This window comes from Pantoea sp. PvP021 (genome assembly GCF_054056055.1).
Genome location: NZ_JBSRXX010000015.1, coordinates 1 through 19,773, shown reverse-complemented (window position 1 = coordinate 19,773; position 19,773 = coordinate 1). Strand labels below are relative to the sequence as shown.

General features: G+C 39.3%; 20 protein-coding genes. 7 read left to right on the top strand and 13 right to left on the bottom strand.

Annotated elements, in window-relative coordinates:
* Positions 1-131 precede the first annotated feature (131 nt).
* Positions 132-338, top strand: a complete 207-nt coding sequence (locus tag ACVKSX_RS23260) for a hypothetical protein (protein WP_354439685.1) — start codon at positions 132-134, stop codon at positions 336-338.
* Positions 339-341: 3 nt separating this feature from the next.
* Here the strand turns inward: ACVKSX_RS23260 and ACVKSX_RS23255 are convergent, their stop codons facing one another.
* A complete protein-coding gene (locus ACVKSX_RS23255) occupies positions 342-590 on the bottom strand; it encodes a hypothetical protein (protein ID WP_354439686.1) in 249 nt (82 codons plus the stop codon).
* A gap of 74 nt (positions 591-664) precedes the next feature.
* Positions 665-1,066 (bottom strand): hypothetical protein, encoded by a 402-nt coding sequence (locus tag ACVKSX_RS23250; protein WP_354439688.1) that lies wholly within the window; start codon positions 1,064-1,066, stop codon positions 665-667.
* 515 nt (positions 1,067-1,581) lie between these two features.
* Between ACVKSX_RS23250 and ACVKSX_RS23245 the strand changes: the two genes are divergently transcribed.
* Positions 1,582-3,000 carry a sugar porter family MFS transporter gene (locus ACVKSX_RS23245; RefSeq protein WP_354439711.1) on the top strand — a complete coding sequence of 473 codons (1,419 nt, stop codon included), beginning with the start codon at positions 1,582-1,584 and terminating at the stop codon, positions 2,998-3,000.
* Between the two features lie 324 nt (positions 3,001-3,324).
* On the opposite strand, the gene ACVKSX_RS23240 is transcribed toward ACVKSX_RS23245, so the two are convergent.
* The 5 genes from ACVKSX_RS23240 to hxsD are packed head-to-tail and all read right to left on the bottom strand — an operon-like array spanning position 3,325 to position 10,009.
* Positions 3,325-6,582, bottom strand: coding sequence for an ATP-binding protein (locus ACVKSX_RS23240; RefSeq protein WP_354439689.1), 3,258 nt, complete (start codon positions 6,580-6,582; stop codon positions 3,325-3,327).
* 50 nt (positions 6,583-6,632) lie between these two features.
* The gene (gene hxsA / locus ACVKSX_RS23235) at positions 6,633-7,268 is read right to left on the bottom strand and encodes a His-Xaa-Ser repeat protein HxsA (protein WP_354439691.1); all 636 of its coding nucleotides are present in this window, start codon (positions 7,266-7,268) and stop codon (positions 6,633-6,635) included.
* Positions 7,265-8,377 (bottom strand): His-Xaa-Ser system radical SAM maturase HxsC, encoded by a 1,113-nt coding sequence (gene hxsC / locus ACVKSX_RS23230; RefSeq protein ID WP_116585331.1) that lies wholly within the window; start codon positions 8,375-8,377, stop codon positions 7,265-7,267. Before hxsC ends, hxsA begins: the two co-directional genes overlap by 4 nt.
* Positions 8,370-9,764: a His-Xaa-Ser system radical SAM maturase HxsB gene (gene hxsB, locus ACVKSX_RS23225; protein WP_354439693.1), complete on the bottom strand. Its 1,395-nt coding sequence runs from the start codon at positions 9,762-9,764 to the stop codon at positions 8,370-8,372. The genes hxsC and hxsB overlap by 8 nt, the downstream gene beginning before the upstream one ends.
* Positions 9,761-10,009, bottom strand: coding sequence for a His-Xaa-Ser system protein HxsD (hxsD, locus tag ACVKSX_RS23220; RefSeq protein ID WP_435530759.1), 249 nt, complete (start codon positions 10,007-10,009; stop codon positions 9,761-9,763). Before hxsD ends, hxsB begins: the two co-directional genes overlap by 4 nt.
* Before the next feature lie 1,508 nt (positions 10,010-11,517).
* Between hxsD and ACVKSX_RS23215 the strand changes: the two genes are divergently transcribed.
* From ACVKSX_RS23215 to ACVKSX_RS23195, 5 genes are all read left to right on the top strand, one after another.
* A complete protein-coding gene (locus tag ACVKSX_RS23215) occupies positions 11,518-12,045 on the top strand; it encodes a hypothetical protein (protein ID WP_354439695.1) in 528 nt (175 codons plus the stop codon).
* Between the two features lie 198 nt (positions 12,046-12,243).
* The gene (locus ACVKSX_RS23210) at positions 12,244-12,636 is read left to right on the top strand and encodes a hypothetical protein (protein ID WP_354439696.1); all 393 of its coding nucleotides are present in this window, start codon (positions 12,244-12,246) and stop codon (positions 12,634-12,636) included.
* A 19-nt stretch (positions 12,637-12,655) separates the two neighbouring features.
* The gene (locus tag ACVKSX_RS23205; protein ID WP_435530758.1) at positions 12,656-13,777 is read left to right on the top strand and encodes a relaxase/mobilization nuclease domain-containing protein; all 1,122 of its coding nucleotides are present in this window, start codon (positions 12,656-12,658) and stop codon (positions 13,775-13,777) included.
* Between the two features lie 306 nt (positions 13,778-14,083).
* On the top strand, positions 14,084-14,674 hold the full coding sequence (locus ACVKSX_RS23200; RefSeq protein WP_354439699.1) for a DUF4755 domain-containing protein: 591 nt from the start codon (positions 14,084-14,086) through the stop codon (positions 14,672-14,674).
* 126 nt (positions 14,675-14,800) lie between these two features.
* Positions 14,801-15,445 carry an EcsC family protein gene (locus ACVKSX_RS23195; RefSeq protein WP_354439701.1) on the top strand — a complete coding sequence of 215 codons (645 nt, stop codon included), beginning with the start codon at positions 14,801-14,803 and terminating at the stop codon, positions 15,443-15,445.
* Between the two features lie 204 nt (positions 15,446-15,649).
* On the opposite strand, the gene ACVKSX_RS23190 is transcribed toward ACVKSX_RS23195, so the two are convergent.
* The 6 genes from ACVKSX_RS23190 to ACVKSX_RS23165 all read right to left on the bottom strand — a co-directional run bounded on the left by ACVKSX_RS23190 (position 15,650) and on the right by ACVKSX_RS23165 (position 19,531).
* Positions 15,650-15,796 (bottom strand): type VI secretion system tube protein Hcp, encoded by a 147-nt coding sequence (locus ACVKSX_RS23190; RefSeq protein ID WP_354439702.1) that lies wholly within the window; start codon positions 15,794-15,796, stop codon positions 15,650-15,652.
* 11 nt (positions 15,797-15,807) lie between these two features.
* Complete coding sequence (locus tag ACVKSX_RS23185; RefSeq protein WP_354439704.1) at positions 15,808-16,713, bottom strand: DMT family transporter; 906 nt, start codon at positions 16,711-16,713, stop codon at positions 15,808-15,810.
* 4 nt (positions 16,714-16,717) lie between these two features.
* On the bottom strand, positions 16,718-17,395 hold the full coding sequence (locus tag ACVKSX_RS23180; RefSeq protein WP_354439705.1) for a 2OG-Fe(II) oxygenase family protein: 678 nt from the start codon (positions 17,393-17,395) through the stop codon (positions 16,718-16,720).
* Positions 17,392-18,513: a ThiF family adenylyltransferase gene (locus tag ACVKSX_RS23175; protein ID WP_354439707.1), complete on the bottom strand. Its 1,122-nt coding sequence runs from the start codon at positions 18,511-18,513 to the stop codon at positions 17,392-17,394. The genes ACVKSX_RS23180 and ACVKSX_RS23175 overlap by 4 nt, the downstream gene beginning before the upstream one ends.
* A 56-nt stretch (positions 18,514-18,569) precedes the next feature.
* Positions 18,570-18,662 carry a pantocin A family RiPP gene (locus tag ACVKSX_RS23170; protein WP_012770338.1) on the bottom strand — a complete coding sequence of 31 codons (93 nt, stop codon included), beginning with the start codon at positions 18,660-18,662 and terminating at the stop codon, positions 18,570-18,572.
* A 455-nt stretch (positions 18,663-19,117) separates the two neighbouring features.
* Positions 19,118-19,531 carry a hypothetical protein gene (locus tag ACVKSX_RS23165; protein WP_354439709.1) on the bottom strand — a complete coding sequence of 138 codons (414 nt, stop codon included), beginning with the start codon at positions 19,529-19,531 and terminating at the stop codon, positions 19,118-19,120.
* Positions 19,532-19,773 lie beyond the last annotated feature (242 nt).

The following is a 19,773-nucleotide window of genomic DNA, read 5'->3' as shown; positions in this document are numbered from 1 at the left end:
ACACAAAAACATGAGTAAAACAGAGTTATTTTGAAAACAAAAAATTGACAACCCCCTAACAGTTTCATTAGATTTATGATTATAAATTAAATCAGAATTTATGGTTTTTATTTTATAAGGAGAAGGAATAAATGATAGACCTGTTTAAAAAAAATAAACCGCCCGCAACAATAGTTAGAGTGGAGGAGATTGATGAAAATGGCAAGACCTATGATCCGCCACAATATGAATATTGGGTTATTGTTAAATCTTCTCCGCCTAAAGTTCTATCAGTCGCTTATTCCTTCGATGAAGCATTAATTAAGTTAAATGATGAAGGATACTCATACACACTTTAACTATCAATCACTCTCCTCCTCATCCAAAAAACCGGGGAAGTTTTTCGATTGAGTTCCTTCTGTAGGAATGAAAACATCCCCTACGTTTTGACTTTGCCATTTGTTGTAAAATGGAATAAATTTGTCTTTCTTGGCATCCCAGTGTTTAATACATATATTCAGTGCTGCATCCGCTTCTTTCTTTGCTTCATTCACTGGAAGCCTTGTTAAACTAGCTATGAATGCTTTATTCCAAAACTCTTCTATAGTCATGATAAATCCTCTTATTTTTTAAAAAACTCTTTATTAAAATCACCATAAAAAACAATGTCAATACAGATTGTATTTTATATTCTTTTTCGAATGATTTTGCCTTCACTGCTCTCAATGATAGAACCGATTTGGCTCTTTTCTTCTTTGGTAATCTTTCTTTCAATGATAGATTTGACTTTATCAAAATCCGCATCGAATGCCAAAGATGATAAGAACCACCATTCAACACTATTATATTTGGCAAGATCGGACAATTCAAAACCGTGAGCAATAGTAAAAAGCCTTAAGCACTCTTTAGAATTAAAATATTCCCTGAACATTATATAAACAACATCTTCAGCAGGATACATTTCATAATTCTCTAACATGTCATGTTTTTCAAGAAAAGCTTTTAAAACAATATGAATCTTCACTAAAAACTTTTTAGCTTCGATTAAAGATATAGTTTCTTCTTCAATTATATTTTCACCTTTCATTTAGCCCTCCTTCTTTATTGTTATTTTCTTATAACATAAATATTGAGTATGTCAATTCCATAATCGTTATTTGAATGTAATAGTTAACCAAGCCAGTTTGCAAATCTTCAAACACCTAATTATTAAACTTCATTCCCATCCAGAAAATAAATGTTTTAGAAAAAAACATTAAGGTAAACATCTATGAATTTTAACTAAACCATCTAAAACCCTACAGAAAAAAAATTATATAAATTACCTGTCAATCAAATTGGAGAAGCAACCTGATTTTTTAGAAAGTTCGCAGGGCATTATAAAGCCCCCCTCCACGGCTTTCCAAAAAATTAAAATAAATAAGAATTGAAATTTAATTAGAGAAAAATCTAACTCGATAAGGGTCAGCAGTGAGATCCTCATCACACAAACTACAGCTATAGCAATAAAGTCCATATCTTGAGAGACAGTTGCCCTAATCCTGCCTGAAACCCCTGAGTAAGCTTGAGCACTATTACATGCTGTATGAGCGGAGCTTAATGATGTCTCATGTAAATCAGACAGTCACATACGATAGTGACCATCAATCTAAAGTCAGAAGAATGAATCTCTTTGTATCCATTTCTGCTGCTCTCGCAGGGCTTCTTTTTGGACTGGATATAGGGGTAATCTCAGGTGCCCTGCCTTTCATCACAAAACATTTTCAGTTAACCAGTCACGAACAAGAATGGGTTGTCAGCAGTATGATGCTGGGAGCTGCGATTGGAGCGATCTGCAATGGCTGGGTTTCGCATCGTCTGGGAAGAAAATACAGCCTTATGGCTGGAGCCATCCTCTTCATCGTGGGTTCACTTGGTTCTGCTTTCGCAAACAGTGTCGAAGTTCTTCTTACATTCAGGATTCTGCTCGGGCTGGCCGTTGGTATTGCTTCATACACCGCCCCTCTCTACCTGTCAGAGATGGCAACAGAGAATGTTCGCGGAAAAATGATCAGCCTTTATCAGCTCATGATCACTTTTGGAATTGTCGTAGCTTTCCTGTCGGATACTGCATTTAGTTACAGTGGCAACTGGCGGGCAATGCTTGGAGTTCTCGCTATACCAGCGGTTATTCTTTTCGTTATGGTGATATTCCTGCCTAACAGCCCCCGCTGGCTAGCTTCTAAAGGTTTGCATGTAGAGGCGGAAGAAGTACTCAGAATGCTCAGAGACACATCTGAGAAAGCACGACAGGAGCTGAATGAGATAAGAGAAAGCCTCCGTATGAAGCAGGGAGGGTTTGCTCTTTTCAGGAAGAACAGCAATGTGAGACGAGCCGTTTATCTCGGTATGTTGCTACAGGGTATGCAACAATTTACGGGTATGAACATTATCATGTATTACGCCCCTCAGATTTTTAAAATGGCTGGCTTCCAGAGCACCCAGGAGCAAATGATTGCGACCATTGTCGTGGGTTTGACCTTCATGTTCGCAACCTTCATTGCAGTTTTCACGGTTGATAAAACAGGAAGGAAGCCAATCCTTAAGATAGGATTTAGTGTAATGGCCTTCGCCACAATGGTTCTGGGCTACTGTCTGATGAAAGCGGGTCAGGGAGAAATCAGCACGGGTCTGTCATGGGTGTCAGTGGGTATGACGATGCTATGCATCGGTGGCTATGCTATGAGTGCTGCTCCTGTGGTGTGGATACTGTGCTCTGAGATACAGCCCCTAAAATGCCGGGACTTTGGGATTACCTGTTCAACCACGACGAATTGGGTTGCAAACATGATTATCGGTGCGACCTTCCTTTCACTTCTGGGTAGCATAGGTCCGGCAGGGACATTCTGGCTCTATACGGGATTCAATCTGCTCTTCATCGTGATAACTTTTCTGCTGGTCCCTGAAACTAAAGGGGTTACTCTTGAGTACATTGAAAAAAATCTGATGTCTGGCAAGAGGCTTCGTGATATAGGCCAGTAAGTTAAAATTTAATAAAAGCCAGCAAATAACGGCTGGCTTAGTTTTATAAATCTGGTTTAGTTTTATAAATAACTTGAAGAATAATCTATTATTGATTTAAGTTAGCATTCCTAAAAGATCAAAGGATATCACACCCTTTAATTAATGATATAAAAAATTAACAACCCACCCTATGACGGAGAATTTAAATACAATTAATAAAGCTGTAGCTTTTTTTTTAAAAATGTAAGATTACTCTCTTAAAAGATAAAAGAGGTAATGTAAAGGACTATTAAACATGGATTCAATAGTCTAAACACATTACCTCAAGTTTTATAATATCAGTTAGGATGTGGGCCTCTCAAATAATGGTTTCCAAGGTTCTTTACCTGCCTTGCTCTGAAATAAAATCGGCAAAGAATTATTAGGACATGTTTCAGGTAAAACCAACAATAAACCTTGATCATCAAACCCGAGAGGTTTCTTATAAATTTTAGCCCCAAGTGTCAAGCATAATGATTTAGCTTTATGCATTTCATCCATATCTTCCCAAAAACCATAACCATGCTTTGGAAAAGCAACACTCGTACTTTCAAGCATTTCCGCAAAGTGAATTTTATTCAAATCTGAATGCCTTTTAAGAACTTCATTAACTTTCCCTTCACCCTTTTCGGTGCCAATAATAGCAATGACTAATAAGGGTATTTTTAATTGTTGGAGATAGACTCCAATCGAATCCAACAAGGAGCCTATTCCCTGCGAAAGGGTTTCACCACTTCCTACAACATCATCGACAAGCACTATAGCTTTTGGAATTAAACTATCTGCATTTAGAGATGAAAATCTTTTAACAAGTGAGTTAATATCTGAAATGCAATTAGTTAAAATCGAATTAGTCTTGGCATACATACGAGCATACTGTAATCCACTTTTTCCTAAACCATCACAAGAGGTTATAATGATATCTGCTCTACGATCACTTCTTTTAATCATAGTCGCGATGCCAATGGTATCTCGAACAATTTTTGAATGAGCATCTTTTAAGTAAGATTCAATCTCCAACGGAGCAATAAATCTCAAATTAGTTAACATTTTAAACATTAGCCTTTGTGAGAGAATATCAGGGACCTGTTCCAACCAAGCCCGAATCCTTTCTCCATCGATTTTTTGAGAGCGATATAAAGGCCACTTCCTAACTAACTCTTGTATTTCAAATGAAGTTACATGAGCTTTGTCTTCTGCTCTTTTTATACCTGCTTCTAATTCATCGCCCAATGTGCTGGTAATAAGCTTATTTACACCGTACTCCTTAAGCCAATTTTCAAAGAGAGGAATAGTGAAATGAAGCTCTTTATTTTTTTCATATAAAATTTCTCTCCTTTGAAAATCAGATATGAGAGGGGATAATTCTTGTATCAACAATTGAGAACCATCAATACTATTCTCAATATCCTCATAACTCCGGCTATTCTCGCGAATACATCGACCAATGCATACTAGAAGTCTCAGCCTTTTTAGTTCAATAACCTCTGTTCTTTCTCTCTCAAAGTTAATTCCATCCTTCCAAAGATGAGCAAAAGCATTGGTATCTAATTCGGACATTAGTAACACCATATCCTTTGAGACATCCGAATCAATAATTTCGGTATCTCTTTCTTTAACTGATGCACTAACAATTTTTGAACATAACAGCTTGGTATAATAAGGGTGCCCATGAGTTAAATTGAAGATGGCATTTACTGCTGAATCGTCCCAGTTAAGTTTCCCTTCAACTGGATTCTTGATGAGATCAATATACTCCCCCCATTCACTACTTCTGGAAAAATAATCAAGAGTTTCTCTTGAAAACTTATTTAATTGATCTCCTTGTGCCCCAATAATAAATGGCATTTTTTCACCACCTACGAGTATGAATGCCAAATTTTTCCTAGCCGCTAAAGTCCTTAAATTAGCAAAGAATGTTTCAGCCAAAGGGCCAGAGCGATACATTTCGGGGTGAATCTCGTCAAACTCATCTAATATAATAATGAAGCGTTTTTTTGGGTTTTTTGACTCAAGGTTTTTTGCAATTAGGTTCAAGTCAGATAACGATTCAGAAAAATCTGGCACATGCTGATAATTACCAGGATAATAATCGATTAAAAAGCTAAAAATGTTTTCCCCCAGTGATTTTAGAGTTTTTTGAGGTGAGGTTGAGCAAAACTCCCCATACTCAAGATATAAGCTATGGAAATCCTCGCTTTCCATTTCTAAATTATTAACAACTGCTTTTGCAAGAGAAGTTTTCCCGATTCTTTTCTGTCCTGTAACATAGGTCGAAGTCATTGGCGCTTTTAACAATTTATTCACTATGTTTTTAACTTTAGCTTCGCGGCCTACAAACATATCTCCCTCTGCAACTTCAAGACTATATGGTTCAAGTTTTTCCAACTCTGCCCAATCGACCTTTTCATTCTGTCCTTCTATACAAATATCGTATATTTGACTATTTTCGCTTCCAAATATTTCTTTCCAATTAATTTCCAATGTAAATTCAAGTTTTTTTGCAGGTTCAATAATATGTGCCTCTAAGCAAACTGCAAAATCACCTGGTCTAACGTCTCCGCATCTAATTTGCTCATTGGCAATCAGAATATAACCTTCATCACCACAATCAATCTCAATATTAACATCCAGAGCAGTACTTGGACCTTTGTTAACAAATGGAATGATAATTTTAATTTCTTTATCCTGCTGATGAAGTGGATATTTTTTCTCTGCGGATTTGGGTGGTTGCCTTAGCAATTCAATGACTGCACCACTCATTTCAGATGAATTCTTTCTTATGTCATCCACTTCATTTTTTATCTTTGAAAGCAATGGAAAGGCATATTTATTTGTAAAAAATGACTTGGATTCATCGAGCAAAACTGACAACTCTGACACAATCCTTTCTAATTCCTCAAGACTAGTTTTATAGTCTGCACCTTCACTCGATAAGTGTGACTCTATAGCTTCGATCAGTGTTTCAATTTTAGAGCGAATAGGTATAAAATTGAAAACCTCCAAATATGATTGATAAACCGTATGTTTTAAACATTTTAAAATGCTTTCCTTTTGAGTTAATATCTCTCTTAAATTACCAGTGGCCTGAGCTAAAGGATTGTAATTACTGCAAATTGCAGAATGTATTTTCCTTACACTATTTAGTTTTTCATAGTTTTGTTGTTTATCAGTCCTGAAAATCTTTAATATAGCTGGGGAATAGCTCTCGAAAAGAGATATGAGCTTTCTTATTACAACATTTTGTGTTTCATCAATAGGTATTAATCCATCAACAGATAGACAACGAATAAATATGACTGCCACTTCGCTATGACCCTGAGTTGCAGACTCAACTTTGCCTAAAACCCTTTCAAAGTTCGCTCCAGTATAGGTTCCACCAATGCCGCAAATGTTTTTAACCACTTCAACCAATGTGTTTCTTGCTGGTTCACAGGCTGCTGAAGAGTTTTCACCTTCTGTAAGCAGCTCTATTTCACTTTCCAATTTTGAAATAAGAAAAGCTCTTTCCCCGGCACCTAAATCGCTGTTTTTTTCATCTACAATTTCGTCAGTAATCATTTTCTACCTTGCATAAATAAAGTTATAACTCTACTAAGAAAAAATAAAAACTATCTCGCCAAAATACTTAATGAATTTAATAACTGTGTATCCAAGGTTTCCCTTGCCGGTGTGGGTAGCCCATTTGCAACTCTGTAATTCTTAATGGCTGTTCGTGTCGCAGGTCCCATGCTCCCGTCAATATTGCCGTTGTAAAAACCTTTATCGAGTAATGCGAACTGCACTCTCATGATCAACCGCTTACGTTTTTCTGTATCAGCAGTCAGTCCACTACTTGCACGATTAGCACCTGTGGTTCCTTCTGAGTTTGTTGTGGTTGAGCTATTTGTGTCATTAGAGCGAAGTGAGCGAACAGATGAGGAAGACGACGACGAACGAGTTCCTGAGCTGGATGAGTCTGATGTGCCAGGGGAGCTGTATGTTTTGGGATAGTAAGGAGTGCTTCCACCATAGTAGCCACCGCCTGATGAGGAACGGTGTGAGCTGTGGCTACGGTGAGAACTGTGACTTCTATGTCCTGCAATGTAGAACGGCACTTCGGTGTTGAGTGGTGCTATCACTAAATCATGTTCGTTCAAAGTCATACCAGGTAAGTCATTGGCACCAGTAGATGAATCACTTGCCCAAACAGAGTTATTAAGAGCCAAAAATCCAGGAAGCAGAGCCGCGAAATTAAACTTTTTCATATTATTGGTCTCGGAGGTTGATGAAAACGGCCTTTTGATGAACTGAAATAACCAGCACAGGAAGACTTCTGAGTGCATTCATCACATTCTTTGGGATAGTAATTTTTCCAGTCTGAGATGGACTGTGTGGCTAAATCCCATGCCCTTTCAGGAAGGTGACACAGTGGGTAATTGAAGATGGTAAGAGGGATGCCTGACCTGTGTGCAGTATCTACAGCCGAAAGGATTTGTTCTCTGTAGTTGTCGTGCTCTATGAAGATTGATGACCAGTTCTTACGGGCCCATCCAATCGACTCCAATCCCATAAGGGAGATCTGGTTAATGTTCGAGAACACACGACCAGCAAACTCAACGATGTCATCAAGCTCGCTGTAGTTAGCCTGAGTGGGGATGACTCTCAGTTCTATGTTGATCCCTGAGTTACCGGCATTGATCAGTCCCCTGACTGTTTCATCAAAAGCTCCCTCGCTTCCGACCAGATAGTCGTGCACTGATGCTCTTGAAGAATAAAGCGGTATCCCAAACGTGATTTTGAGCTTATCGCTTCTTTCCTTCATCTGCTGGGTAAAGCTGACATCCGCAAACTTCCGTCCGTTGGTTAGAACATGCAGTGCTGTCTCAGGGGAATTTTCGATTATGAAGTCCAGAAAATGCAGGAAGTCTTCGCCATAGAGCAAAGGCTCTCCCCCGCTCACTCCCACTACTCCATTCAGAGAGAAGGAAGCGATAGCGAGAGCTGACTGGTTGAGAAGCCAGTCATCGTTTCCAGCTTTAGGAGGCTGAGAACAAAACAGGCAACTGTTGTTGCACCTTTCAGTGACCAGGACAGTGTTATGGTTTGCTCTACGGGACAGAATTACCCGGAGCATGTTGCCATTATTGACGATCCCAATGTCACCATCTTCTATGGAATCGTAAAGCTCCTGACTCATAATCGAGTCTGCAAAATATGCAGGCAGTCTGGAATCGAGTTGTGTTGCAGTGACAAGCAAATTTGGCAGATAGAATTGAGGATTCTCGGGCTTGGTTTTACACAGGCAATAGAAGCCTTGCTGAACTGGTAAGTCTGATGAAAACCGGAAAATATCGTTTCTCAGCACCTCAGACATAAGCCCACCTTTTGAGCATCTCAGCCATTGGTCCATCCTGAGAGATTTCATTCAGCAGGAAGCGGAACATCCCTTTGTGATACTGGCAGAAGGTTGACCGACTCTTGTCACCAACTGGCTCGCCATGAACACTGATGTTCTGACAAGGATCTGCTCCACAGAAAGGCTGGTATGCACAGGTGTCACAACCTGGCATGGCGAAGTTAAATGAAGATGAGAGAGCGGAACGGTAGTATTCGTTGCTACTAAATGACAGTGAGGCGAACTCTCCGGCACTAAAATCTGCTTCAGGGTTTACTTTCTGAAGCATACGGCTTTCATCGCTACCGTAGACCTTGCCGTCATAGTTGAACAGGATGCAGTTCAGAACGACTCCGCTTGGTGATTTCAAGTCTGCATAACCACTGAAGCCCGGATTGAAAATTCGCTTTAGATGGATTGAAGCCGAATGCTCAACGACAGGTATGCCCTTCTGGTTCTGAAGCAACACTTCCTGCATTAACTTCTTATAAAACTCAAAATATTCAGGCATTGAAAAAGTGAAGCTCTGCTTCTGAGCAAACCCGTATGGGCTGACGGGTCTGATAAACATGTCGGTTAGGCCAAGGGACAGATGAGCATCCACTATGGAAGCTGGCTCTTTTGTCAGCTCCTTAGTTACTGTGGTTACCGTAGCTACACGGTTTGCTCCAAGCTCTTCTGTGATTTTTCTAATGCCCGTGACGGCTTTGTTGTGAGCCTGAGAATCGGTGAGGATACGGTTTTTATTATGGACGGTTTCATTACCATCAAGAGACACAGAAAAGGTGATATTCCGGTCTTCAACCCAAGAGAGGATGCTTTCATCGAGTATTGAGAGACTCGTGGCAATAACCATTTCGAAAGCATCACTACCTAACAAACTCACACACTCCTCATAAATTGACTGGACGAGATCGAACCTGAGAAGCGGTTCTCCACCCTGCACTTCAATCTTGTATGGCGGGGTGCTCAGCTTCTTAATAGTGCTGACGATTTGCGGTATCAGTTCTGGGTTCAGGTCGTAACCATCAGCGGTAATCGATGCTCTGCTGACCTGGCAATACTTGCATGTGTGATCGCACCTGAGAGTCGGCACTATCATGAAGATTGGACGGACGGCCAGTTCATTCATCAGTCGTTTGGCAAATGCAGAACTTAGGGAGGCTTTTGAAACTGCCTGAGTAGCATCGTCTGAAATGAACAATCTGCTTTCAAGTAGCCGGGATATTGTTTGTTCTGGAGGGAATTTGTTATCAGCAAGAAGATGTAGCTCTTCGTGATCGACGAAGCTGTGAAAGCCAGCAAGGTTGCTGATGAAGACTTTGCCATTGCTAAGGCGGTCAAAGTTGAATGGCATCGTATTCATTGAGAGAGTCTCGAATCAATACTCCTCAGAACATTGTCGATAATCGAAGTCCTAACCTGGACGGTGTGTGCCTGAAGCTTCTCCCTGAGCTTGTAGTCATTCAGCAGTCGTTCGAACTCGAACTCCACCTCGTCGTTCCAATGATCGAACGATACAAGCCAATGCTCCTCATTTTCATCCAACTTCCAGCGGACGACAGCACTCATCCAATAGAGGCTGTTTCGAAGCACCCATTCTGAATACATTGTTTTTGATATGTTTTTTTGCATTACATTACCATCCAGAAAGTATCAAAGCTGAAATCAGAAAAATTTTAATTACCTTTCGAAGAAGGCACTGAATCGCTGAAAAATAATTGAAAAGCGAAGAAACCCAATAAACATTTGTTTTATAACTATTTTATTCAATGCTTATTACAGAACATTCTTATTCCTAAATAATAATCATCGGGAATGGGAATGTAAATTTGTTTTGAAAATTTTTATGACACATGCGAATATGATTACATGAATTTATGATTTGATTGAACTTTGGGCAACAAGCCCTATATTCTAACTCATTGATTTAAATAAAATGATGGAGGATCAATCTAATGTCTGAGATACCAGCGGAAGATGTATGTTCCACATGTCAACAGCCCTTGCATGATTCTGTGATCATTGAAAAAGATGGCGAGGTGTTCAAAAGTTGCCCTTCATGCTCCAGCAATGCAGGCACACATGTTTTCTTCAAATATGATGATTTTGGTATGAGAAATATGGGTGATGGTAGATTCATCGTCCAGTCATGGTGTCAAGGATGTAGATTACAAGACGGTATGAAACCTAAATCAGTTTTCAAATGTTAGTCATCATTTCATAAATATTCTTTGATGAGCACCGTAGAAAAATTTATAACAATTAAAATAATTTTAGGTATTCCAATTTTTCTTTAAAAAAGAAGCCCCACCATAAATATCTTCAATAATGAAATCCTCCATTTCTATTTACAATCCTTTTAACTCATATTGAGATTATGACAATATGAGTTATTGAAACTCTTTAAAGTTTTTATGAAGGTTACAGAAAATAAAAAATCACCTTAGGATATCTTATATCAAAAAAAGATCTAACTGATATTAGAGCTAACAGTTAATTTATCTTTTTTTATTACTTATCCATATAGTTGGATTGCTTCTACTAAAATTAAATCTTGCCTTTTTTATTAACAACAAGCGTATTACTGTTAGAAATTTTATTATCTTCTGTTAAGAGGAACCTCCAGTTAGATGGATCTTTTTTAAGTTTAGCAAGTTTAGGCATATAAAACCTTATAGCAGGCTCGTTCCAGATGCCTCCTTTACCTATTTTCCTACTGATAGATCCAAATAATTCGTCAGCCCAAGGTGATTGAGAAATGATGGATTCCCTCAGATGATTTACTTCAGCCAAAACTTAAGAGGGATGATTTATTGATAAAAACATGTTAATAGACTTTTCATACCACTCTCGACCTGATTTAAAACCATCCAATTTATAGAAGATAAAACCAATATTAGTATAAGCATGAGCCATAATACCTTTATCATTTGAATTTTAGGCTTTATCAATATATTTCAAAACATTTTTTCTTATAAACATTTACACCCCCTAATTAACTATCTTAATAACCAATATTAATATAAGGTTAATATATAATTTATCTAAATTGATTATTCTTCATAGCCAGACTAGAATTATTAATGCCGTATCATAATTAAACCTTAGGAAACTATATGTCTGCAAATCGTTTTATACTTTCTCAAGTTTGTTTGCCTACTTTTTTACTGCCGTTCCCTCCATTTATTCTATCTATTTTGAAAAATGAAAGCCTATGTCCAAAAGGTTTCATTTCTGTATATATGCTCTATGACAAGGATAATAAGAAAACTGCCATGACAGGCTTTAACTATTATTATGCCATACAAAAGACTAAGGAAAAAAACAAAAGGCATGATGCTGAAATTGAATCAAAGTTTATCATTTCTAGAAAAGATGATGATTTGAAGAAGGTTGAAGAAATAAATTATTCTGATCATGAAGTGTTGGACATATCTCAGTTTGAAGCCGAACTAATTAAAGCTGATAAATTCGATAGCGAATTTAATGATAATGTTTTCTTGAAAACCATGCAAAAGAGTATCGTTTCAGAAGCATTAGAAATCAGGAAGGAAGTTATAAAAGACTTTATCTATTCGGCATTATTTTATGACACTAACAACCTGAAATCACCGAGCGACTCTTTAAATATTAAAAATAAATAACACCCCCCTAAATCTATTTAGCAAGGGCTAACTGAGCGATGCTCAGTTGCCTTGCTTTTTCTGCTCTTCGGTTGAAAAAGAAAGATAAAAGCCACACCACAATCAAATGCCAACCCATTGACACTATTGATCTTTATGGTATTTATTACATATAGCATACGGATTTGCTATTAAGCCTAAATATCAAAAGGAGTTGATATGGAAAAATTAAATATTATTTTCGATGATGAGTTTCCTTCTTCGTTTACCAATGATCCTATCGCAAAGAAGCTACCGCCCAATCGTCTTCGCAGATACTCTGTGACTGTCAGATTAAATGAGGTTGAGCTGAGCAAACTAAACCAGTCAAGAGGACAGCTAAGCAGGAGCTGTTGGCTGAGATCTTCAGCTCTCAAGCAATTGCCTGCCTCAGTTCCAGAGGTGAACAAAGAAGCCTGGCATCAACTGACGGCTTCCCTGCAAAAGTTGAATGACCTCACTTCGTTTCTTAATCGTCGCGGATCTGATGCTCAACCTTTGAGTAAGGAGGTTGATACTCTCAGGCTGAAGCTGTCGCATGTGAGAGATGCCCTGCTATCACTCGATAAGTAACTATCAGCTCATGAAGGGAATGCAGAAAATTCGTAGAGGTAAGTGCTTCAAAGGTATCGTCTCATATGCACTTGCCCCAGCACCTCATCATAAGACAGCCCCGGTGATAATCGGCGGTAACATGATTGGCTTATCTGTGGATGAAGTGACTGTTGAGTTCATGCGAACACAGCAGCTCCGGTCAGATGTGCAGAAACCTGTCTGGCACAACTCTCTTCGCCTTCCTAAAGGAGATTCACTCACTGATGAGCAATGGAAGCTTGTTGCTGACGACTATATGAAGCGAATGGGCTTCAGTGATACTCATCTCCGTTGCTATATCATGCATAATGACGAGGCCGGCCAGCACATACACATAATTGCTTCCCGCATCCGTATACCTGATGGCCAGCTCTACCTCGGTAGAAATGAAAACCTCATCAGCACCAAAATCATTCAAGAGCTTGAGCGGGATCATCTGCTTACACGAACCAAAGGTCCATCTCCTCCTTCAGCACCCAAAGTCAGGAAAACTGGCAGGAATGAAGAAATGATGGAAGCAAGGTCAGGCATTAAAGCTCCAAAAAAAATCATCCAGGAAGCAATTGAGGCGGTGCTCAGTTTCTATGGCACCATCACCATTGACGATTTTGTTTATGAACTCAGCAAGCTAAAGATAACAGCCAAAGCGAGCATTGCTTCCACGGGTAAAATGAATGGCTTCTCATTTGAGTATGCAGGAATCGCCTTCAAAGCATCTCAGTTAGGTAAAGCCTACTCATGGTCGAGCCTGAGTAAGAGGGTTATCCTCCCCCCTGCTGTCGAGCCTCAGGTGATAGCTGATGCAGAGTTGCCTGAGGAGGAGTTAGTAGCAGTGGAAAGACTGGCGAACATAGACGACGAGCCAATGTTCCACTCCCCTGCTATTCCACATATTGAGGAGCCGAATACTAAACAGAACGGCAGGGTTCGCTGGCTACTATGGGTCCCATACCTGAAGCAGATTATCCAAGCCTTTAAAGCAACAGGTCTGAGCATTCTTAAGCCGTCAATCAAGATGAAACCTTTCCACTTCGTTACCCCCACCCAAAACCTTGGCGGTAAAGAATCACTCGCAATCATCAAAGAAAGCGCTACTGGGAAAAAAAGATTTTCTATTTGATGCCTTTTAAACCTGCTAGTTATCAGTAGCTTAAAACTACACATTAAGTCAAATGCGCTATCTATTCTTATTAACAATCATATTGATAGGAAAAACCGATCGATCGTTTTTACAGATCAATTTTAATATCATAATAGCCTGCACCTATCAAAAAGATCTGATCGATCGGTACAAATGATTTGCTAGACACTCATTACTGGCCGTAATGTAACTTCAAACGAAGCGATATAGCTCACTGATTTATCAGCAAAATAAGCTGATGGATGCGTGCGCTCTGAATCCAACGAAACAACACTGGATGGTTCTATGACAACAATTACTGAAGTTAAGCAGCCTAATTTCCTAATGATGAAACGAGTTTGGATTGCCATCGCTATGCCAATTGTCATCTTCTACTTCTTGGGTATGAGAGGATTAGTGCAACTCGCTATTATTTGGGTTTTCGCAAGCATCATGCTCTTGATGTTTGCCTATAAAAAATTCCGCATTAAGAAGTGGAATGCCAGCACCAGAGATGTATTCGGAGAGTCTGATGGCATGTGGAGTCACGAGTTCGGTCCTACTGCAATGAAGCTCGATGAAAAACGAGGACTAATTCATCTCAAGGAAGAGAATAAACAGAAATCATATCCCTTCTCAGCTATCAAAGAATGGCGATACAACTTGTCTACTACGAGACAAAGAACAGGTCTTGATAAGGAACTGGATCGCACCCACGATTTCAGAGAGTCAGGTTTTTACATCGCTGTTGACGATGTTCAGTATCCAGAATGGCGGGTAATGTTCTTTCCTCAAAAGGGTGACTTCAACTCACAGGAAGGTATCCGTGATACAGAACTGCAACTCAAGCGGTGGATGCACATTTTTGACAAGGTAGTTAATAACTTACACCATTAATAACCGAGTTTGACACAAACAAAAGCCAGCTAATTGCTGGCTTTTTACATTTAAAATTTCATAAAGAAAAATTTAACAATGCCGATAACAGCTACATATAATCAAATGTTGAAAAGGAAATTTAAAGTGGCTGAAAAAATCAATGAAGGCAAAATTATGCAGGTCCTTAACTGGGCTTATGACAAGGCCCTGGACGGGAGTATACCTGGAACAGATTCAGCTTTTGAAATGGCAGGTAGCTATTTGAAAGGTGATGGCACCCTTGTTGACCAAGCTAATTCTCTTATTAGATGGCAAAACACTAAGTCAGTTACCTCAGGATTTCTGTCAGGACTCGGTGGTATTGTGACTCTACCTGTAGCAGTCCCAGCAAGTATCGCTACTGTCCTATATGTTCAGATCCGAATGATAACCTCACTTGCGATAATGGGTGGATGGGATGTGAAAGATGATCGAGTGAGAAGCCTCGTTTACAGTTGCCTTGTTGGGAATGCAGCGAAAGACATTCTCAAAGGAACAGGAATTGTCGTTGGCTCAAAGATGTCAACTCAGTTAATCAAAAGTATTTCGAAAGAAGCCATATTTGCCATTAACAAAAAAGTAGGATTCAGATTGTTAACAAAGTTTGGTGAAAAAGGGGCTATCAACTTAGGAAAAATGATCCCCCTTGTCGGTGGTATAATCGGCGGGACATTTGATGGAGTTTCAACAAACATTGTAGGGAATGTTGCTCGAAAAACATTCATCGAGAAAAGTTTGTTAGCAGAATAGATCAAATTTATAGATTTTTAACAGGAGCAGTGTGTATAAACCACTGCTTCCGATACAAAATTTCACTTAGCCATAATTGTTATTTTTCATACCTCATCCTCATTATGACCCTGCCCCTTTCCCGCCCGAGGCAGTCTGTTCCCAGTTCCCAGTACTGGTTTTCGTCTTAGATGCCTGAAATCGATACGACATACTTAGAATTTCTTAGTGTATCGCTGCATTGAAGAGGACATTAGTAACAAGCACATCCTCCAATGTGATCCTGCAAAGCTCGGATTGACTACCACCGGACTTGCAGGCAGAGATTTCCATCTCATCAAGATGATTTCCTGACGAAACATACTTCTTCACTGCTGGAGGGCTTAGCGAACCCTTTTCACTAACTTCTTAGTAAGATAGGGTTTGATAAGGTTCACTATTAAAGCACTCATCAAAATCAGGCTAAAACCAATTACTTGCTTGCTTGTAGGTTGTTCATTGAGAAATGTAGAAGCAATAATAACAGTTATTACAGGTGATAACAGAGTCGCATAGCTTGCAAATTCTGCACTCTCGTTCTGAATGAGATAAAACCAGATGAAGTATACCAGTGCATTACCTACAATACCGAGATAGAGAACACAAAGAAGACACTCGGTATTAGTGAAAGCGGTAACAAGAGGTTGAAGTAATGGGCCTGATTGAAAGAAAGGATAAGTAATGGAAACCAGAATAGTTGAAACCAATATCTGCCAGAATAACCTCGCCTTAAATGGAGTGAAAATCACTATCTTTTGAGAAACGACAGCTCCTATAGCCCAGAAAATGGCACTACATAGAATTACAACCTCACCCAAACCAACATGCACTTCTTTGAGTATCAAGAAAATCCCCGAAAAACAAAGAAGGAGTGAGAACAGGGAGAGTAAGTTCAGCTTTCTTGCCAAGCCCATCAGGATAATCGAGGTAAAACAAGGCATTGTGTAAACAAGGATTGTCGCATTCGTAACAGAGGTGAAGTGAAGAGCGATGCTATTGAGTGTTGGAACCAGGAAAACATTTGGCACCGCAATTATTGCGATTCTTAAAAATTCATCAAAGTTAAGGGCCTTAAGGCTTTCACGGATACTTTTGTTGAATATCAAAAAAATAATACCACATGAAACAAGAGAACCCGCCATTCGGAATGCATAAGGGCCTATCACATTAATCGCAATTTTTGAAACAGGAAATGAAGTGCCCCATATTAAAGCCATTAACATCGTAAGCCATAAAGAACTTTTAGTCATTAATCTAAGCCTTCCCATACCTTGCTATAACAGACATCCGCCTGCTTTTCTGATTAGCTGTAACCATTGATACGAAATGAGGAACCTGTTTCTCTGATGTATCAAAAAGAAACAGTTCCGCAAAACCTGGCGTCAATGTATCAACAACCTTCTTTCTATCCTGATCAAGGATATGTGTTAAACCACCGAAGTTCGGGTCCCAATTTTGAGTAATATTCAAGGCTACCCCGACATTGTTCCCTGAATCCGTATGTGTGTTGAGAAAATGGCCTTTATCAAAACGATTAATGTAGAAAAGATCGGTATTTCCTATCTTCCTCCCGGTTAGGCGAGCAATCAGATCTTTAAACTCTTCGGAATTACAAAAATTATAAGCAATTATTGAAGCTTCACTTGAAGCAACCTTATCTCTCACTTCATTGGAGAGTCTTCTGAAGAAGAAACTGAATTTATTATCGCAAAAATCTGCAAAACAAGAGTTGAAACTCTTTTCAATCTCATCAGCCGGGGTCAAAAATGAAAGATCTTTTTGCTCTAAGGAATTTTTGTATATGTAAGTCCAGGACTCCTCAGATGAATCTTGTGACGACTCCATAATCTCATATATTTTTGAAGCGAATTGAGATTGTATGTTTTTGGTAAGATAACCTTTGTCGTTAAAGGTAATACTATCAATGCTCATTTAAAAATCTCTTCTTCGCGAGACCTGAAATCTTGCAATGAAAGAATGAATTTTTTACCTACAAGGTGTGGTTTATCGTAGCCAGTTATGGTTTTGACAACCTGATCGGTAACGATACCAGCCATGATTGATAGTGAGGGAGCACTTTGCCAGGCATTTACCTTTCTATCACCATCTATGAACGAGTGCTTCAGACGGGCTTCCTGAAACTTTCTAATGTCTGAATTGCTGTCGTAATACTTATCCTTAACAGAGTTCTTAACTTCATCGAACCCGCTGTGAACACCATCATTGAGGTAGATGGGACCAACGGAGATCTCTAAAGGATCACCACCCAGCTCAATAACAGGGATGGCTTTGTCTTTAGCTATGCTATGGATGATTTCTTCAGCAGTGTCCTTACGATAGTAACCCAGTGCTGCCCAGGCAAGGATGATGAAAGTGCTGTCACCAATGAGTTCTTCAAGTCTTGCTCTGTCTGGAGAAGCGAACTCAAAGAATGTCTCCACATTCACGTTTTCGTTATAGGCAAGGATCGTATCTTTGGCCGCATCAACTTTGTTCTTGCCTACATCATCTGTGCGATACAACACCTGTCTGTTGATGTTTGACAACTCGACATCATCCCCATCAATGAGTCTTAAGGTGCCTATACCTGACATAGCCAGTTGAAGTGCACACCATGTGCCCCATCCTCCCATCCCGAAGATGGCTACCTTACTTTGCTTTAGCCGTTCCTGATACACGAAAGGATGTTGGTTATCAGCATCGATCAGGGAGAACTGAAGGATTTGCCTGTTGTACCTTTCTACTTCCTCACCAGACAGCACTTTTGAGAAGAAGGAGTTGTCCTGAAGGAGCTTCCTTTCCGCCAAGCCCGCAACCAGTCCTTCCAGATGTTCACTTTCAATCTGGACACCCTCACTAACCAGTTCTTTAAAAATCCGGGGAACTGTCCTTTTACCATCCATTTTGGCAAGAGCTGGTCTTACCCAGGAAGGAGGATCATTGATGACCTGAGATACTCCTGGGATTTCTCCAATACAAATATCTCCATCATCTGCGAGGATGATGTGATGAGATTCTTTAATGAGGGGTTTAACATTCGTCAGTGACATGGTGTGCTCCAAAAAAAGTAAGGCCGCATACGAGATGCGGCCTTTGTCATACGTTATCAGCTAAGGACGATAACCTGACCTTTGGTATACATAGCATTTTCTTCAGTGATAGCAGAAATGCGCTGAGACAGAGTAGAGAACTTGATCATAGTGATACCCTCTTGCTTGTTCAGTTAGGTTTGTAAAGTTGTGTTTGTGTATCGATACCACTCCAATAAACAACATTAATGATTTACTCGTCAATAACCCTAGCCGCAAAAAGCCATACTCTTTTTTAATTTAAAATCTTAAAAGAATAAACCTCTGGCTTTGCAGGCAAAATCCGGAGTTAAGATCATGCAGATGATGCTTTTATCAGCATTTTATTAACATGTACTTAAAAAGTGCAACTTGAAAAACACTCATTAGTAACCTTAAGAAATAGTTAGAATATTTACTTAGTGAGTGAACTTATGACAGCAGGTTCAGGGTTCAGCAGGAAGCAGGACAAGTGAGTGAGGAGCTGTAAATGCTTAAAAAAATGGCCTATATGCCCCCCCTTTGAGAAAATCGAAAAGCCATTGTTGAAGAAGTTATTAACCTGGGATTAAGTAATGAAAAGTTATTACAACCTCTTTTTCTTACGAGAAGATGGGTCTTTGATTTCATAGGGAATATCTTTTCTAAAACTTAATTTATGAGTTCTGAACACAGTCTCAACTTCATACTCATTCCATATTATGTATTCAATAATGAATTTATAAAAATATAGAATACGATCAAGACTAATACTCGAAGGTATTGCATAGAAGCTTGGACTAAGTAAAGCCGAACTCAAAATAGCAATAATGTTGCTGGGCCCTCTTAGATAAGGATTTTCGTAATCTTGCTGATATTTGAAGAAGTAACCCACACAGAAAAGATAGGCATCTTTAATAACTTTATCTTTATTACATTGTGACTCATCGTATCGTATGATAAATCGATTAAGAAGAATCAAAAACCTTTGGTCAGGCAAATATTTTTGTAATTTATCCATAGTAAGCATCCTTGCTAAGTTGTCATCCTTGACATGTTACTTATAACGCATATGACCTAAAAATCAATAGCTACACTATCTTCGAAACTTTTCAATAATTGCTTTCAAACCATTTAAAAAACCTCCGCGCGATTTGGGGTCTTCTGCCTCAGGCTCAGGCTCAGGCTCAGGCTCAGGCTCAGGCTCAGGCTCAGGCTCAGGCTCAGGCTCAGGCTCAGGCTCAGGCTCAGGCTCAGGCTCAG

Bases quoted from the DNA above. Each gene is read 5' to 3' on its own strand.
- ACVKSX_RS23260 (WP_354439685.1), top strand. From the start codon at position 132: ATGATAGACCTGTTTAAAAAAAATAAACCGCCCGCAACAATAGTTAGA.
- ACVKSX_RS23255 (WP_354439686.1), bottom strand. From the start codon at position 590: ATGACTATAGAAGAGTTTTGGAATAAAGCATTCATAGCTAGTTTAACA.
- ACVKSX_RS23250 (WP_354439688.1), bottom strand. From the start codon at position 1,066: ATGAAAGGTGAAAATATAATTGAAGAAGAAACTATATCTTTAATCGAA.
- ACVKSX_RS23245 (WP_354439711.1), top strand. From the start codon at position 1,582: ATGTCTCATGTAAATCAGACAGTCACATACGATAGTGACCATCAATCT.
- ACVKSX_RS23240 (WP_354439689.1), bottom strand. From the start codon at position 6,582: ATGATTACTGACGAAATTGTAGATGAAAAAAACAGCGATTTAGGTGCC.
- hxsA (WP_354439691.1), bottom strand. From the start codon at position 7,268: ATGAAAAAGTTTAATTTCGCGGCTCTGCTTCCTGGATTTTTGGCTCTT.
- hxsC (WP_116585331.1), bottom strand. From the start codon at position 8,377: ATGTCTGAGGTGCTGAGAAACGATATTTTCCGGTTTTCATCAGACTTA.
- hxsB (WP_354439693.1), bottom strand. From the start codon at position 9,764: ATGAATACGATGCCATTCAACTTTGACCGCCTTAGCAATGGCAAAGTC.
- hxsD (WP_435530759.1), bottom strand. From the start codon at position 10,009: ATGTATTCAGAATGGGTGCTTCGAAACAGCCTCTATTGGATGAGTGCT.
- ACVKSX_RS23215 (WP_354439695.1), top strand. From the start codon at position 11,518: ATGTCTGCAAATCGTTTTATACTTTCTCAAGTTTGTTTGCCTACTTTT.
- ACVKSX_RS23210 (WP_354439696.1), top strand. From the start codon at position 12,244: ATGGAAAAATTAAATATTATTTTCGATGATGAGTTTCCTTCTTCGTTT.
- ACVKSX_RS23205 (WP_435530758.1), top strand. From the start codon at position 12,656: ATGCAGAAAATTCGTAGAGGTAAGTGCTTCAAAGGTATCGTCTCATAT.
- ACVKSX_RS23200 (WP_354439699.1), top strand. From the start codon at position 14,084: ATGACAACAATTACTGAAGTTAAGCAGCCTAATTTCCTAATGATGAAA.
- ACVKSX_RS23185 (WP_354439704.1), bottom strand. From the start codon at position 16,713: ATGACTAAAAGTTCTTTATGGCTTACGATGTTAATGGCTTTAATATGG.
- ACVKSX_RS23180 (WP_354439705.1), bottom strand. From the start codon at position 17,395: ATGAGCATTGATAGTATTACCTTTAACGACAAAGGTTATCTTACCAAA.
- ACVKSX_RS23175 (WP_354439707.1), bottom strand. From the start codon at position 18,513: ATGTCACTGACGAATGTTAAACCCCTCATTAAAGAATCTCATCACATC.
- ACVKSX_RS23170 (WP_012770338.1), bottom strand. From the start codon at position 18,662: ATGATCAAGTTCTCTACTCTGTCTCAGCGCATTTCTGCTATCACTGAA.
- ACVKSX_RS23165 (WP_354439709.1), bottom strand. From the start codon at position 19,531: ATGGATAAATTACAAAAATATTTGCCTGACCAAAGGTTTTTGATTCTT.